General features: G+C 69.9%; 15 protein-coding genes. 4 read left to right on the top strand and 11 right to left on the bottom strand.

Annotated elements, in window-relative coordinates; all coding sequences use genetic code 11:
* Window positions 1–36 precede the first annotated feature (36 nt).
* The gene (locus E1291_RS00885; protein ID WP_242613862.1) at window positions 37–1,065 is read left to right on the top strand and encodes a LacI family DNA-binding transcriptional regulator; all 1,029 of its coding nucleotides are present in this window, start codon (window positions 37–39) and stop codon (window positions 1,063–1,065) included.
* 54 nt (window positions 1,066–1,119) lie between these two features.
* Here E1291_RS00885 and E1291_RS00880 read toward each other — a convergent pair.
* A protein-coding gene (locus E1291_RS00880; RefSeq protein ID WP_131735574.1) for an IS3 family transposase occupies window positions 1,120–2,296 on the bottom strand; the annotation gives its coding sequence in 2 pieces (ribosomal slippage) (window positions 1,120–1,827 and window positions 1,829–2,296; 1,176 coding nt in all).
* A 90-nt stretch (window positions 2,297–2,386) separates the two neighbouring features.
* On the opposite strand from E1291_RS00880, the gene E1291_RS41695 reads away from it, so the two are divergent.
* Window positions 2,387–2,536, top strand: coding sequence for a hypothetical protein (locus tag E1291_RS41695; protein ID WP_165494902.1), 150 nt, complete (start codon window positions 2,387–2,389; stop codon window positions 2,534–2,536).
* Between the two features lie 219 nt (window positions 2,537–2,755).
* Here E1291_RS41695 and E1291_RS00875 read toward each other — a convergent pair whose 3' ends face one another.
* Both E1291_RS00875 and E1291_RS00870 read right to left on the bottom strand, forming a co-directional pair.
* A complete protein-coding gene (locus E1291_RS00875; protein WP_131735573.1) occupies window positions 2,756–3,349 on the bottom strand; it encodes an HAAS signaling domain-containing protein in 594 nt (197 codons plus the stop codon).
* Entirely contained in the window at window positions 3,333–3,662 is a 330-nt protein-coding gene (locus E1291_RS00870; protein ID WP_131735572.1) for a PadR family transcriptional regulator, read from the bottom strand. Before E1291_RS00870 ends, E1291_RS00875 begins: the two co-directional genes overlap by 17 nt.
* Window positions 3,663–4,698: 1,036 nt before the next feature.
* Here E1291_RS00870 and E1291_RS00865 point away from each other — a divergent pair.
* On the top strand, window positions 4,699–5,175 hold the full coding sequence (locus E1291_RS00865; protein ID WP_165494901.1) for a DUF4232 domain-containing protein: 477 nt from the start codon (window positions 4,699–4,701) through the stop codon (window positions 5,173–5,175).
* Between the two features lie 321 nt (window positions 5,176–5,496).
* On the opposite strand, the gene E1291_RS00860 is transcribed toward E1291_RS00865, so the two are convergent.
* Window positions 5,497–6,966: a hypothetical protein gene (locus tag E1291_RS00860; protein ID WP_131735570.1), complete on the bottom strand. Its 1,470-nt coding sequence runs from the start codon at window positions 6,964–6,966 to the stop codon at window positions 5,497–5,499.
* 1,101 nt (window positions 6,967–8,067) lie between these two features.
* Between E1291_RS00860 and E1291_RS00855 the strand changes: the two genes are divergently transcribed.
* Window positions 8,068–8,946 (top strand): alpha/beta hydrolase, encoded by an 879-nt coding sequence (locus tag E1291_RS00855; protein WP_131735569.1) that lies wholly within the window; start codon window positions 8,068–8,070, stop codon window positions 8,944–8,946.
* 30 nt (window positions 8,947–8,976) lie between these two features.
* On the opposite strand, the gene E1291_RS00850 is transcribed toward E1291_RS00855, so the two are convergent.
* Genes E1291_RS00850 through E1291_RS00820 form a run of 7 tightly spaced genes read right to left on the bottom strand, consistent with a single transcriptional unit; the run spans window position 8,977 to window position 15,495 of the window.
* A complete protein-coding gene (locus E1291_RS00850; protein WP_131735568.1) occupies window positions 8,977–10,158 on the bottom strand; it encodes a phosphopentomutase in 1,182 nt (393 codons plus the stop codon).
* Window positions 10,155–11,327, bottom strand: coding sequence for an alanine racemase (locus E1291_RS00845; RefSeq protein ID WP_131735567.1), 1,173 nt, complete (start codon window positions 11,325–11,327; stop codon window positions 10,155–10,157). Before E1291_RS00845 ends, E1291_RS00850 begins: the two co-directional genes overlap by 4 nt.
* Entirely contained in the window at window positions 11,318–12,409 is a 1,092-nt protein-coding gene (locus E1291_RS00840) for an aminotransferase class I/II-fold pyridoxal phosphate-dependent enzyme (protein ID WP_131735566.1), read from the bottom strand. Before E1291_RS00840 ends, E1291_RS00845 begins: the two co-directional genes overlap by 10 nt.
* Entirely contained in the window at window positions 12,406–13,332 is a 927-nt protein-coding gene (locus tag E1291_RS00835) for a phosphotriesterase family protein (RefSeq protein ID WP_131735565.1), read from the bottom strand. Before E1291_RS00835 ends, E1291_RS00840 begins: the two co-directional genes overlap by 4 nt.
* 1 nt (window position 13,333) lies before the next feature.
* Entirely contained in the window at window positions 13,334–14,728 is a 1,395-nt protein-coding gene (locus E1291_RS00830) for a YhfT family protein (protein WP_131735564.1), read from the bottom strand.
* 36 nt (window positions 14,729–14,764) lie between these two features.
* Window positions 14,765–15,121 carry a DUF2620 family protein gene (locus tag E1291_RS00825; RefSeq protein WP_131735563.1) on the bottom strand — a complete coding sequence of 119 codons (357 nt, stop codon included), beginning with the start codon at window positions 15,119–15,121 and terminating at the stop codon, window positions 14,765–14,767.
* Window positions 15,118–15,495, bottom strand: coding sequence for a transcriptional antiterminator (locus E1291_RS00820; protein WP_131735562.1), 378 nt, complete (start codon window positions 15,493–15,495; stop codon window positions 15,118–15,120). The genes E1291_RS00825 and E1291_RS00820 overlap by 4 nt, the downstream gene beginning before the upstream one ends.
* Window positions 15,496–15,518: the final 23 nt, after the last annotated feature.

The following is a 15,518-nucleotide window of genomic DNA, read 5'->3' as shown; positions in this document are numbered from 1 at the left end:
GGATGGGCGACTCAACCTCGGTCCAGCGTGGGGAGCATGGTGTCAGCCACAATTCATGACGTTGCGGCGACCGCCGGCGTCTCGATCACCACCGTCTCTCATGCCCTCAGCGGACGTGGACGCATCTCCGAGACCACCCGCCAGCGGGTGGTCTCGGTGGCGGCCGCCCTCGGCTACCAGGCCAGCACCCACGCGCAACAACTCGTAACACGCCGCAGCCGCATCCTGGCGATCCAGATCGCCAACTCGGTCGACTCGGTCGCCGGCGCCGCCCTGGTTCCCAACTCCGAGTACTTCCTCGAAGTGCTCAACGGCGCGGCGGAAGCGGCAGCGCAGGCCTCCTATGCGGTCCTCATGACACCGCCCAACGCCGATCCCGAAAGCCTCGACGCGTTCGCGATCGACGGCGCGATCCTGGTGGACCCCCGTGGCGACGAGCCATTTTTCCGCACGCACCGAGTCGGCGGCTTTCCATTGGTGACGACGGGACGGCCGATCGCAGTCCCCAAGAACGTCCCGGTCGTCGTTGACAACGACCTCGTCGCCGCGGCCGAACCGATGCTCACCCACCTGCACGACAACGGCTACCGCCGCCCTGCCATCATCACGACCGACACCTCACGGTCCTACACCTTCGACCTCGTCACCGGATACACACGCTGGACCGTCGCCCACGGACTGTCGCCCATGGTCGTCGAACTGGACGAACCTCCCACGCTCCAGGGGACGGCGCGCGCGCTCGGCGAGCTGCTGGATCGGCCCTTCCCTCCGGACGCGGTCCTCACGACCTCGGAGAATCTGGCCCTCGGTGTCCTGCACGAGGCTCAGAGCCGCGGCCTGGACGTCCCCGGCGACCTCGGCATTTGCAGCGCCGTCGACAGCGGGTCCCTGCAGCTCACATCCCCCCAGATCACTGGCCTGTTCGTCCACCCCCGCGAGGTGGGACGCAAGGCCGCGGAAGCGCTCATGGCCCTCATCGAGGATGCCGCAGAAACGCAGCACACGATCGAGATACCCGTCCGGCTCAACGCCCGCGCTTCCACTCAACGCGACCAGACCTTGTAACTCGAAGAGTTGAGCTTCCCCCACAGCACGGACATCTTTGATGTTGCCCCGGTTTCACGGACTTGGTGGTGAGGAGATCAGGTTCGGCGAGTGGGTGGTTTCGACCTCTATCGGGCTCATGTAGTCCAGAGCGGACTGGCGTCGGCGGCGGTTATAGAACCCTTCGATGTACTCGAAGATCGCGTTGGCGAGTTCGACGCGGGTGTGCCAGCGTCGCCGGTCGAGCAGCTCGGTCTGCATGCGCGCCCAGAACGACTCGGCCACGGCATTGTCGTACGGGTCGCCGATCGTGCCCAGGGAGGGCGGCAACCCTGCCCGCCGTGCGCGTTCGGTGAAGGCCCACGAGGTGAACTGGGTGCCGTGATCGGCGTGGATGATCCCATCGATGACGCGGCCGGCGGTGCCGCGGGAATCGATCGCCATTCCGAGCGCGGAGGTGGCCGGGTCGGCCCGTTGCCGCACATCGATGGCCCAGCCCACCACACGGCGGGAGCAGGTGTCCAGGACCACGCAGCAGTAGAGCTTGCCCTCGCGGGTGGGATGCTCGGTGATGCCGGTGACCCACAGCTGGTTCGGCTCGCCGCGGTGGAAGCCACGTTTCACCAGGTCGGTGACCGTCGCCGATGCGGGGACCCGCTTGGCTCTGCGCCGCAGCGGCAGCCCTGCCGGGCCGGCCCGCCGCATCAGCACCGCCACCGTCTCGCGGGACACGATCACGCCTTGCGCCTGGACCAGCTCGGCGCGCACTCGGGGTGATCCGTAGGGCTGCCCGTGATGCCCGGTGGACGGCCGTGATCTGGTCGGCCGGCCACGCCCGGCGGATCGCGCGGGCCGACGCAGGACGGATGCGGGCGTCGTAGAACCCCGACCGGGATACTCCCAGGGCCAGACAGGCTTGCTTGACCGGGATGCCCTCAACGGCTAGTTCTGCGACCAGAGCGAAGCGGGCTTTTGGGGGCACCACCTGCTCGATCGCCGCGGCGGCCTTGCGCCAGATCTTGACCTCGTTCTCCAGCTCGGCGATCCGCGCTCGAGCCCGAGCCAAAGCAGCGGACTCGGCCTCTGCGGGGCTGAGCGGCTTCACACCACGGTCGATCAGGTCCCGCCGTTTCCAGCGGTGCAGGCAGGACTCCGCGATGCCCAGCGACCCGGCCACGTCCCGCACCGATCGTCCCGACTCCAGCAGATCCAGGGCACGCCGACGAAACTCCGGCGGGTAAGGCTTGGCCACGAGAACGATCTCCTTCGCAAGATCGCCGGCCCCCTACCTCTCTCAACAACCGTGCCCGTCAAACGGGGGCAACATCACAGTGTCCGTGCCATGGGGGGAAGCTCAGTCGGTTACTCCTACTACGGCCCGGCCAACAACAACGGCAGCCTCGACTACCTGTGCGCCCAGGTCGGCGGAAGCGAAGGCGCCGTGCGTCAGACCGAATTCGTCACCTACGGCGACAACTGTTTCGGGACCTGAACACCGCCGCGACCTCAATGACGAAGGGCCCCTCACCGGGGTTGGGGCCAAATATCTGATCTGAATATTTGGCCCCAAAGTCCGGTATGGCTGATGCCAGTGGTCTCGACAATGCAGAACGTTCTTGCCAGTGACTGTCTGAAAGTAGACGTTGCCGTGGCGGGCGTTCTCGGCCGAGATCCGCAGGGGGCCGCCAGATCCGGTGGTGGAGGCGAAGGATCAGGCAGCGGTGCGTAGCGCCCGGTGCAGCAGATACGCGGCCGAGCCGATGGAGCCGGCGAGAACGACGAGCACGAGCGTGGCGGCCACGCCGGACGAGCTTCCGCTGCCCCCTTTCGCGAACAGGAGGTAGAAGATCGGGAACCCCAGCCCACCGGGGAACACCAGTGCGCCGATCAGCTTGTCGCGGAGCGTCCAGCGCGCGGACGCGCAGAGCAGCATCACCCCGACGAGCCAGCCAAGCCCGGGCAGCACGACGCCCCCGATCAGCAGCAGGCTGACCGTCACTATCGCGAAGCCGCCCGCACGGCGGGCCCCGGGCGGCGCCTGGCCAGGCGTTACCGGTTGCTCGCGCGCCGGCGACGCCTCTGACAGGCCGACGCAGGCCTCCTGGACGATCTCCTCCGGGGTGCCGAGACGGTCGAGAACGGTCCGTACGGCCGCCTCGTCTCGGTCGGGACTCTGCGCCAGCACGGTGGCGATGTGGTCCCTGATCTCCTCCACCAACTCCGTCCGGCGATCCGCGGGCAGGACTCGCGCCGCCGCCTCCAGACGGCCGACGTACTCCTCGATCAGCTCATCCGTTTCCGTCATCGCCCTCACGTCCCTTTCCGATGAAGTGCTCGACCGCGCCACTGAACCGCTCCCACTCGGCGGTGAAGCCCTCTAGCGCCTGGTGCCCCGCGGAGGTCAGCAGGTAGTAGCGTCGCGGCGGACCAGCGGTCGACTCCTGCCACACCGTCTCGACCAACCCCTGGCGCCGCAGCCGGGACAGTAGGGGATAGATGGTCCCTTCGCTGATGACCATGCCGTCCACATCGCCGAGCAGCCGCACGATCTCGACGCCGTAGCGCTGCTCGTGACGCAAAAGCGCCAGCACGCAGTACGGCAGCGCCCCCCTTCGCATCTGAGTCAAGAGGTTAGATGCGTCACTTGGTTCCATGCGTCACATAGTACCTGCCGAGGCATGGCCTGTCGATCGATCGGACGAAGCCAGCCCGAGACCGCCGGCCGACTTGAGTGCCCGCGGCTACCGCCCCAAGGCAGGACACCGGCCAAAGATCGCGCCCGCCCCTCCGTCGCCACGGGGCCGAGGGACGCGCCGCCCGAAAGCCAGCGGAAGACGATGACAAGCAGCGGTGGGCAGACCAACGCCGAGCTCGACAAACGGCTGAGGACGAGTGTTCGATCGGTGCAGCGCCGGTGACGAGCCCGGCAGGAGCACGGAGATCGGGCGTTGCGCTCGCAGGGCTCCCCGGGACGGCCCCAAGCTGGGCCCGCAGTTGCCGGCGGTGCTGGAACAGGAGCCGACTGAGGGCCCGCTCGCACACGGCCACAGCGATCGGACCCGGCCCTTTGCTGCTATGGAACCAGAACCGGAGTGTCGCCGGTCAGCAGGTAGTACGTGTGCAGGTCGCCGATCATGGCGTTATGAACGCGCTGCCCGACAGCTTGTAGACGAGCACCAGCAGGGTCTTCGGGTCGGTGGGCAGCGTCCGCAGGCTTGCGGGGTATCGGCCACGCCGACTCCGGCGCCGGACGCACCGTCGGATGCGACACGCCGTGCTTGCGCATCACCGGCCGGGGCGAGCCTGGATATGCGTCATCTACCGCTGCCGGCTCGACGACGTCCCCTACGACCCCGGCGGCCACGGGGTTACGGCACGCCAAGCAAGCGTTCACCCAAACTGCTGCACGAGGTTGACGCAGAGGGCATGCGGCAACGTAAGGGATCAAGATCGTCGTGACCAGGCACGATTCCTGTGTGTGATCGCCACTCCTTCCCCATGCCCCAAAAAATGGATATTTCCTGATCACGCGGACAACTCGCAAGCATGGAGCGGCGTCTTAGAGGGAAAGATTTCCTGTGATCGGGGAGTAACACCATGCGAACGACACGTGGCTTGCGCCGTGCGGCCGGAATCGGTGCTCTCGGGGCGTCCATGCTGCTCGCCGGGCAGACGGCAGCACTCGCGGACAACGTCAAGGCGAAGCCCGGCTGGTGCCAATACCAACTCTCGGACGTAACGCTCAAGCCGACCGACGCGGGGGCCGGGCACCGGTACGCCGACTTGAGGATCAAAAACAAGTCAAACGGCGTATGCGTCCTGAGCGCGGACGTGAAGCTGCAGCTGCGCGACGCCAAAGGCAAGGCGCTCCCCACCCGCGTCGTCCTGCCGCCGGGAAAGCCCAAGCGGGTGAAGCTGGAACCGGGCCAGACGGCCGTCATCAAGGTGGCCTGGGGCGTCGTACCCACCGGTGACGAGCCCGTCGATCGCCCATGTCAGCCCACGCCCGCGACACTGGACGTCGACCTCCCCGGCCAGGCCAAGCCCCAGCCCAAGTTCAACGTGGTCAAGTGGAAGGCCGGTCCGGTCTGCAACAAGGGCACCTTTAAGCTCTCGTCGATCACTGCATAGCCCGAAGCTCGGGGCGCGACGCGCCCCGAGCTTCCCGGCTACGGTTGACGGAGAAACCGGATACATGCCGCCCTACAGCCTGATACCGAACGCGCTGCACCGATATGAGAGCTTTGGGCCTTTAATCCGTAGTTGTGGCTTCGATTCCTACGCGACCCGCTTCCCCCTCCCACGTCTGCTCGATGTTGGCTCGCGGACACGACCCGGGTCCGATGGACCAATTCCCCGGTCCGCTTCGTCCGTCATCAGGTTTCGTGACCGGCTAGCCGACGCGGGAAGGCTTCTCCACTGCGCCGGGCGCCCTTGCGATGTCACTGCTTGCTAGCCGGTGGTGAGGTTGCCCAGCCGGAACAGGCCGGTGGGGTCGTCGGCGATGGTGAGGCCGAAGTGGATGCCCTGGCCTGGTTCGCGGATGGCGATCGCGTCGGGGACACCGTCGAAGAGAAGCAGCAGCGTGTCGGGGGCTGGGTGGGTGCTGCGGAGTTGGCTGAGGGGCCGGCCGTCGCGGGTTGCGGTGAGGTCGAGGTCGGGCCATGCCGGTAGGCGGGCGGAGTTGAGCAGGACGGCGGCTGCCGGGGGGCGGGTGCGGGTGGCACGGGTCGAGGCTTGCCGGAGGTAGGGGGCCAGGTCGGTGTCCGGGCTGGTGTGGACGTCGATGTCTGCGGCCCCGGCTTGCAGCGCAGTGATCCAGGCCGTGTCGATGCGGAACAGGCGCAGGGATTCCGCGGGCAGGAGTTCTCGGTCGGGGACTAGTGCGGGCAGGGGGAGGTCGCCCAGGAGAGCGAGTTCGTCGAGGCGGGCGGCGAGTGAGGGGCCGTACTGGTCGGCGAGGTCGGCGAGGTTCTTTTGGGCGCGGGCCGCTTCGGGGTCGGCCGGTGTCAGGTCGTGGCCTGCGGGTGGCACGGCGGAGGTGACCCCCAGGTCGGCTGCGCGGTTCGCGAGCCGCTCGCGGGCTTGGACGATCTGTGCGCAGTAGTCGGGGTCGGCGAGGGCGAGGGAGCGGCCCAGGGTCCACGCGGTGGCGTAGCTGACATCGAACAGGCCATGCTCGGCCTCGTAGATGAGGGCGTGATCGGCAGTGGTGTGATCGGCCTGCGGGGGGCCGGGGAGAGCGGGGGTGTCGGAAGGGGCCAGCGGGGTGAAGGGGCCGCGGTACCACGCATAGGTGGGCTCACCGGAGAGTGTGGAGAGCCGGACGGAAACATGGCCGCGCTCCCGCATCTCGCGCATGTCCTGGTCGGAGGGCTCCGCGGACGGGCCGGGGCTGGGGATCAGGGGATTGTCCAGCAGACGTGGCAGGTCGAAACCACCGTCGGGGTGGCAGATGAATGACCAGGACCGCAGGCTGGCCAGCCTGACCCGGGTAGTTCCGGCGGGCAGGTGGCCCAGGCTGAAGCCTTCCAGGGAGACCAGGTGCACCGCGTAGGAGCCGAGGGTGCGGGGGAAGCGGTTGGCGGTGACCACCGCGTACTCGCCGGAGGTGCGGATCTCTCCGTCGTGGCGCAGGACAGGAGCGGTGATGCCGCGCATGTGCGCGGCGTACCACCGCTCATCCTGGGCGGGGGCCACGGCTGTGAACACCGTGGCGGGCACGTCGATGGTCCGGCATCCGTCACCGGCGGGCACCTGCTTCAGGTCCGGCCCGATCGTGCCCGGCTCGGCCGGATGCAGAAGTTCGCCGACGGTGCGCGTCGCGGTCAGGCCCCTGGCAGCAGGATCATCGGGCAATTCGCCCTCCCCGAACACCAGCAGCGCCAGCCACGGCGCCCCGCCCGCTCCCGATCGGGACATGACGCGTTCCCACGGCAGGACGGTCCTGTCCAGCGTGATATGCGGAAGGACATGCGCATAGTTGCCCCCACCCGGGGGCGGATAGACGGACTGCACGGACGATTCATCGAGAACGAAGCCAACCGCGCGCGCCTGCTGACCAGCGTCATCACTCACCGGGGTCACGCTCCCTGGACGTCGGTATGACGACTGATCACCCACCAGCCGCCTCGATGTACCTCTCCACCGCGCAACCCCGCCATGCGTCCGAGAACGGAGAACGCACCAGCACCATCCGGCCACACTCCTATATCCGTCTGCCGCCCATAAACGGGCACAACTGGAGGAATCCGAGGACGCGCACCACGCTGCGTCCGATGCTCATCGGGCCCTTTTTGTGGCTTAGAAACGGTGAGGTGCATGTCTGAGGGGAAGCGAACCCCTTGCTCACGTGGGGAACCATGTCCGCCCTTCGCTCGCGCTGGAGCCACACCTACGAACGGTTCTTCCGGGCGGGAGAGTCCGGCGGTCGGGCCCACCTACGGGGGTTCGAGCATGATGATCTGCAGGAACGCACCTAATCCGGGTCGGCATGTCGTCGTACCGTCTGAGCGGCTATCTAGGCGATCATGCCTCCGCTCCCGTCGCTGCACTTGGTGGCCAGGTTCGGGCAGAACGAGTCCGCGCCCGTGGCAGGGATGCCTCTCACCTTGAGCCTGCCGTCGCCCTCTTGGCGATATCAACGTCTTCGGGGACGGATATCACCCTCATGGAACTGGCCCACTGGCGCAGGCGTATCCGGAATAGCGGCGTTGACCGACAGGCTCAACGGAAGCGTCAGATTGTTCGGATAAAACTTGGCGCGTTTCCTGTGAACCGAACAGGAATGCGAGGTTAACGGACGCGAAATGCACGGGCGATGCCAGCGGGAACACCGGGCGACGCGTAGCCGTGCCGGCTCGGGAGGCGGCCGCCGGGAACGTGGCCATGATCCACATGTGTTGGCAGAATTCAGGCGACCTCTGCGGCGGCCATCGCCCGCGAAGTGCGTGACATCCGCCACCGATCGGAGTGCCACGCCCGCAGCGCAGGTCCCAGGCATTACTCACGGAAAGTAACTCGATGTCGACCAGACGTTTCCGGAAGATCGCATGCGGGGTGAGCGCCGTGGCCTCGGCCGCCATGGTCTTAACGCTCACCACCGGCACCGCTCAGGCGGCCGCCGTTTCCCAGCACGACTATCAGTTCGGTCCCACCAGCGCTTATAAGCTGCGCGCCCTGTGGACGCCGCTCAGCAAGGGCACCCGGCCCGCCGTGCTCGTCGTCCACGGGGGAGGCTGGAGCAAGGGCCGTTACAACAGCCCCGACCCGGTCAAGGTCGCCACCTATCTCGCCGCCAAGGGCTTCCAGACCTTCACCGTCGACTACCGGCTCTCCCAGAACGCCAAATGGCCCGCCCAACGCGACGACGTCTCCCGCGCCGAAGCCTGGATCCGCGCCCGCGCCTCCTACTTCGACATCAACACCACCCGCATGTTCCTGGTCGGCGACTCCGCCGGCGGGCAGATCTCCACCAACCTGGGGACCTACCAGCGCGCCAACAAGCACTGGCGCGGCGTGGTCGCCTTCAGCCCCGTCGCCGACCCCCGCCTGGCCTACGACGACGGCAACACCCCCACCTCCGGCGCGGCTCAGCAGACTCTGCGGGATCAGGCACTCGCCGTCGCCGGTTGCACCACTCCCCACACCGGTACCTGCGCCACCAAGTTCACCGACATGGCCAGCAAGACCGCCGTCAACGCCTATGACGTCCCCATGAAGCTCTACATCGGCGCCACCGAATACGTCAGCCCCAAACACTCCACCGACCTGTGCGCCGCACTCAAGAACAGCAAGATCTCCTGTGCCGTCAAGACCGTCGCCGGCTCCGGACACGGCTTCGCCGGCAACTGGGACACCAATCGCTGGGACGTCGTCCTCTGGCTGCGCAGCCGCATTTAGAGCGACGCCCGCTGCGCCCGACGAGCACCTTTACAGGTCGAAGGACGGGATGCCGAGGGCTTGGGCGGCCGTGACGGCGATGTGGGAGAGGGTGGGGGCGTCCGGGAGCGTCGGCGATCTCGTGGGGAGTCCCGGCGCGTAATGGAGGACGGGGACGAACTCCCTGGTGTGGTAGGGGTGGCCGATCGTCGGGTCGTTGCCGTGGTCACCGGTGACGATCAGATGGTCGCCGGGGGCCATCAGCTCAAGGACGGATCCCAGCCCGGCGTCGACCTCCTCCAGAAGCGAGGCGTACCGTCGCGCGTCCTGCTGGTGTCCGGCCAGGTCGGTCTCCTGGACGTTCGCAACGACGAGCGCGTCGGACGCGCGTGTGAGGGCGGTGATGGTCTCCTTGAGCACCTCGGAGGTCTCGACGGCGGGGCGGTGCAGGGCTCCCGGCGAGACGAGGATGTCGGCGGCCTTGCCGACGAAGGTCACCGGGAAGCCCGCGGCGGCGGCGCGCGAGGGGAGCTGGCGGGTGTGGTCGATCTCGACGCCCAGGTGAGCGACGCGCAGGCCGTCGTGGACGTAGAAGCCAGAGGCGGGCGTGTCCAGGCCCGCCGTGCCGTCGGCGCCGGATCGGACGGAGCGCAGCAGCGGCTCGGGGCCGTGGCCGCCGACCGCGATCACCCGGACCGTCGGGGCGACGCCGCGCACCGTCCGGGCGATGCCGAGGATCGCCTCGAACGGCAGGTCGTCGAGACGGGCGCTGACGTTCCAGCTGAGCCCCGGGTCGGCTTCCAGGTTGTCGCCGACGACGGCGCACCCGTCCACGAGGAGGACGGGCCACTCGTCCAGGACGCGCGTCCGGTGACCGGCCGACCGCAGCGCGGACGCGACGGTGCCGATGTGGTCGGCGAACAGGGCCGGGGCCGTGCCGCTCATGTCGGTGCCCATCATCGTCTGGTGGCCGGCGAAGGTGTCCGCGCCGATATAGCCCAGGGCGGAACGCCCGGCGGACGCCCCGGGGAGGGTGGAGGAGCCGAGGCTCCGGTGCGCGTGCAGCAGTCCGAGGCCGAGGGCGGCGAGGACCGGAAGGCGCGGGGTGCCGCTCGCGGCGTCCAGGACGTGGCCGAGGGTGTGGGCGGCGGAGTCGCCGGGACGCGGGTTCGCGGCGTCGGGCATGGCGCCGATGCCGAGACCGTCGATGACCAGGATGGCGACGCGGCTCACCAGGGGCTCCCGTGGGCGTCGGTCAGGCCGAGGAGCCTGGGCCTGCCGGAGGCGACGCCCTGGAGTGCGCCGACCGCGCTGCGGGTCACGAAGATCTGCGTGCGGAAGGCGAGGACGACGGTGTCGCCGACCCGCGGCGGCCGCGCCGAGGACGGCGCGCCGAGCAGGCGGTAGTAGTCGATGTTCTCGGACGGCGCGGGTTCCACCGGCAGGGTGAACGGCTCACCGGTCGCGGGGAACACCAGTGCCCCGTCCGGACGGCCCCGGGGGTAGAAGCCGCCGCCGAAGATCGCGGGACGGCCGTCCGGAAGGATGTGCGCGATCTCGGAGACGTAGACCAGGGCGGGGATCTCGGGCTGGGTGAGGTCGGCGGCGTGCAGGGGCGTCGTCCCGGTGAGGGCGTGACCGGGCTCGCCGTGCGTGACGCCGTGGGCCGCGAGCAGTGGAATGCTCGCGGCGGCCGTCGCGCTGGGCGCGCTGATGGAGCGGACCGGTGACCCCGCCGCCGCGAGCCGGGACCGGGCGGTCTGCAGGGTCCGCAGGTTCGGGGTCGGGGTGATGGCGCCCTCCGGCCCGCTGTACAGCAGGCAGGGGAACGAGGTGAGGCCATCGAGGTGGACGGCGTCCAGGTCACCGACCTCGGCGGCGAACTTCTCGATGCCGGTCAGGGGGACGCCGCCTTCCTGCCCGGGGTAGATCTCGTCGGCCTCGGCCACGACGCGCGCCAGCAACGGCTGGGTGATGCCGAGGCGCGCCGCCGCGGCCGACACCGCGCGGGCCTGGTCGGCGCCGAAGACGGTGACGTGCTCGGGCCGCCACGCCAGCACCTCGTCCATGGCGTTGACCGGGATCTGGACCAGGTGGCCCACGTTGCCCAGCCGCACTCCGGCCCGCCGAAGGGCGCGGGCGCCGCGCAGGTCGATCGCGGCCGCGGTGGGGAGGTGCTCGGCGACCGTCCTGATCACGTGCGGGTTGCGGCCCACCTGCTTGAACACCGGCCACAGCCGGACGCCGTTGGCGTCGGCCACGGCGGCGAGCGCGGCGGCGTTGGCCGCGACGGCGTCCAGGTCGATGAGATAGGTGTCGGGCGGGACGCGCCCGGCGCGGTGGAGCCCGGCCGCGGCGTCCACGAGCCCGGGGTTGCGCGCCGTCGTCGCGGTCAGGAACACCGGACCTCCCCCAGCGCGCTGCTGAGGATCTTGATGACGAGGTCGGCCCCCGACCGCATCGGGTTGATCCGGATCGTCCAGTCGGCCAGTTCGGGGTCTCCGGCCAGGAAGGTCTCGGAGAGGCGGTAGAACAGCGGGGTGATCTCGTATCGGGAGTTGGCCCCGACCGGGTAGGAGGCCGCGCCGTACCGGGCGGCGGCCTCGATGACCCGGGGGGCGCACGGGGCGTCCAGCCGGACGAGCACGCACCGGTCCTGAGCGTTGGCGATGCGCACCTGCGCCACGCCGGGGACCTCACCGGCGGCGAGCCGTTCCGCGATCTCGGTGACGGTGGCGGACTGCACGGCCCACAGGACGGGGACGTGGGTGAGCGCGCGGAGGGCGTCGAGCGCCTGCGGTCCCTGCACCTGGCCGCCGCCCGAGTAGTTGTCGGCGTGGACGCGGTCGATGAGCTCCTCCGAGCCGACGACCAGTCCGACGCCTTCGGGACCGAGCAGCTTGAACAGCGACAGCGCCGCGGCCGCCGCCCCCATCTCGACGCCGGTGCGAGGCGTGCGGAACGCCGCGTAGTTGTCGTCGACCAACGCCTGCACGCCCAGTTCCGCGTACTGGGCGATCACTTCGGCCGGATCGTAGGAGTCCTCCGGTACCTGCCGCGAGTGCTGGATGTAGACGTGGGACGCCGCCGCCTTGGCGGGGGACGAGTTGAAGTCCGCCTCGATCAGTTCGAGGCCCATCGCCCGGAAGGCCGACGCGGTGGTCGCGTAGGCGGGCGCGGAGTGCACGATCAGGGCCTCGCCGTGGCCGAGGGCCGCGGTGAGCATCGCCCTGATCGCGCCGCTCCCGGCGCCCTGGACGAGGGCGGCGGCCGGGGCGCCGAAGAAGTCGGCGAGCGCGGCCTCCGCCCGGCGCGTGGCGTCCGGCCGTCCCCACCGCGGGGTGACGCCGACGTCGGGCGCGAACAACTGCCGTCCGTCGAAGTGGTCCGCCACGCATTCCAGCAGGCGGAACTGCCGGGCCATCGCCTCGTAGAGCGAGACGGTCGGCAACGGGTGGGTCGCGCGCAGCTCCGGCGCGGTCATCGAGCCTCCCCCGAGGTCAGGAACCGGATGGGATTGTCGTGCAGGATCATCCGCAGGGTGACGTCGTCGACCCCCGCCGCGGCCAGCCGCGGCACGAACGAATCGAAGACGACGCCGTAGCCGCCACCGCCGTTCGCCTTGAGGTAGCCGCCCCTGGAGACGTCGTTGCTGAGCAGCAGGCGCGCCGCGTGCCCGGCCTCGATCAGGTCCAGGGCCCGCCGTAGCCGCACCTCGTCGCTCTGGTAGGACGCCTTGCCGATCGTGTCGAAGGCGACGTACGCGCCGGCGGCGGCGAGCCGGCGGTGGGTCGCCGCGTCGTCCAGCAGGTCCTGGTGCCCGATGCTGATCCGGCCGGGCGCCAGACCTTCGGAGGTCAGGATGTCGAGCTGGACGAGCCCGCCCCGGCCCAGGTGCGCGTGGGTGGCCAGCGGCAGCCCCGTCCGGACGGCGGCCGCGGCCGCGGCGCGAAGGCAGCGCTCCTCGTCCGCCGACGGCTCCCCGCCCGTGCCGATCTCGCCGATCACGCCCGGCCGGACGCCGGTGCCGTCCAAGCCGTCCTCGATCTCGGTGAGCAGCCGCCGCGTCAGGTCGGCGGTGCTCGCCCCGGCGACATAGGACGGGTGGTGCGCCCCGTGGTAGAAGCCGGTCGCCGCCACCACCGCCACTCCGGACCGCTCGCTGATCCGGGCGAGCGCGGCGGCGTCCCGTCCCATGCCGAGGCCGGTCAGTTCCACCACGGCCGCCAGGCCGTGCGAGTGTCGCAGCGCGGCCAGCTCGGCGCCGACGGCCTTCTCGTCGTCGAGGACGGCGGCGGGATCCGGTGCCCGCCCGCGGGGCGTGCGCACGTCGACGCGCAGGTGCTCGTGGGCGAGCACCGGTCCCCGCGGTGCCGGGATCTCGCCGAGCACGGTCATCAGCTTCATGTCATCCCTTCAGCGGAGTGAACAGGTCGAGCCAGTGCAGGACGTTCAGGGCGATGCCCGCGACGACGACGGCCGCGGGGCCCGCGGCGAGCCGGACGACCGGCCGTCCGATCGACTCGTTCAGCAGGTAGAGCCCGCCGACGAGGGTGATCCCGAGACCGCCGCCCATCTTGGCGGCGGCCGCGATCGCGCCGAACAGGATGGCGATCTCCAGGGTCTTGCCGATCGCGTTGCGCAGGTGGTCGGAGGCGTCCCGGATCGACGGGAGCAGCGCCAGTCCCTTGCCGATGTAGGAGAGCGCCAGGATCTCCACCGTGAACAGCACGGCGCCGCCGGCCGCGGCCACCGGCACGTTGGGCGCCAGATAGGCCAGCGGGTAGACGAAGGAGAACCCGACGATCTGGAACGCGCCGCTGGCCAGCGCAGTCGTGGCGATGAGCGGCAGGAAGCCGAACGCGCGGTAGAAGTCGACCTGGGCCGCCTCCCCGTAGTCGCCCTTGGCCACCAGGAAGCTGGTCGCCTCGCCACCGCCGAAGACGTGCAGGTTGACCATCGCGGCGAGGGTGGCGCCGAGCAGCGCGAACCAGGGCAGATGCCGTCGTAGCCGCTCGGCGTTGGCGCCGAACAGCGACGCCACCGGGTCCGCGGCGGGCTTGCCGTCCGGCCTCTCCCGCACCGGGATCCGCGCGGCACCGGGCGCGTCCGCGGGCTTCGCCGGGGGCGAGACGGCGGCGGCGCGCCGGTCCCGGAGGTCCTTGTCCAGGGCGAAGCCGAGCAGCATCAGCACGCCCGCGGCCATGGCCAGCGCGCCGGGGAACTGCTCCGGCCAGACCTTCATGGAGAGCACGACGAAGGCGATCTCCACGACGAACGTGGCCGCCCCCCGCACCCGCCCGAACTGGCTCGCGATCGCGATCACCGGGAACAGCAGGAACAGGAACAGGATCGGCGTCGCCATCTCCTGCATCGCCGTGACGAAGTCCACCGGCAGGTCGTGCGCCGCGTTGTTGGCGCCCGACAGCCCGAAGACCACGACCGCGCCCCAGGCACCGCCCAGGATCGGCGCCAGCCACCGGCGCGGCGCGAAGATCCCGAGGATGTCGGTCGGCAGGAACAGCAGCCAGGGGTTCAGTACCCCGGTCGACAGCGCCATCGGGGCCCCGAGCCCGAAGACGAACCCCGCCGACAGGCCGAACGACACCGCGGTCATCTCGCCGCGCCTGGTGTTGCCCCGGACGAAGTCCAGCAGGAAGGGACGGACGCCGTCGTTGAAGACGGCGAGCGCCATGTTCGAGATCAGCGCGGTGAGCGCGCAGACGCCGATGACGGTGAGGCTCTGTGGCAGGGTGAAGTCGAGTTTGTCCACCGTCGCGACGGTGGTGAGGGCAAAGGGCATGGCTGCCTCCGGGGGAAACTGGTCAGGACGGGCCGATCACCCGTCGCGCCGGTCGTGGATGGCCGCGGCGAGGATCGGGACGACCTGGTCGATCTGGTCGATCGAGAAGCCGAAGGCGACCCTGCCCTCGGCGAGTGCGGCCGCCGCCTCGGCCGCGGTGGCCTGGCCTCGGCCGAAGGTGAAGCACCGGGCCGTACCGAGAAGCCCGACGAGCACACCCAGGGAGCCCCCGGCCCCGGTGTGGCACGTTCCGATGTAGTAGTCGGCCTGACCGGCCATCAGCCGCGTGGCCGCGTCCATGTCGTTGGTGACGACGACCTCGACGCCCCCGATCTCCTCCAGCCGCTCCGCCACGTCGGCCTTGCCGACGCCGCCCACCAGGATCTTCGTCATCGCCTCGCCTCTCGTTGTCCCAGCAGGGCCAGGTGCAGTGCCAGGAACCGGACCTCCTGGCCGGGCAGTCCGACGCCCAGCACCGACCGGGCCCGTTCCGCGAGCGCCGCCGCGCGCTCCAGCGCGTCCGGGTGACCGGCCAGTTCCGCCCGGACGGCGTCGTCCGCCTCGAACCCGGTCAGCGCTTCGCCGTCACGGGCGCGTTGCAGGGCCAGGAGCAGATGGCTCGTCAGCGTCCCGGCGCTCTCCTCGGTGACCTCGCCGCCCGCCGCGTCGAGCGCGTCCAGCTCGGTCCGTACGAAACGGCAGATCTCGGGTGCGACCTGGCCGGTCTTCTCGAAGGTCTCCAGCCGCTCGTCCAACAGCCGGTCCATGGGACGGCCTCCTCTCAGCGCGA

Origin of the sequence: Actinomadura roseirufa (genome assembly GCF_900659635.1) — a bacterium.
GTDB classification, from domain to species: domain Bacteria; phylum Actinomycetota; class Actinomycetes; order Streptosporangiales; family Streptosporangiaceae; genus Spirillospora; species Spirillospora roseirufa.
The sequence above is the reverse complement of the archived record's forward strand: the minus strand, read 5'-3'. Positions and strand labels throughout refer to the sequence as shown.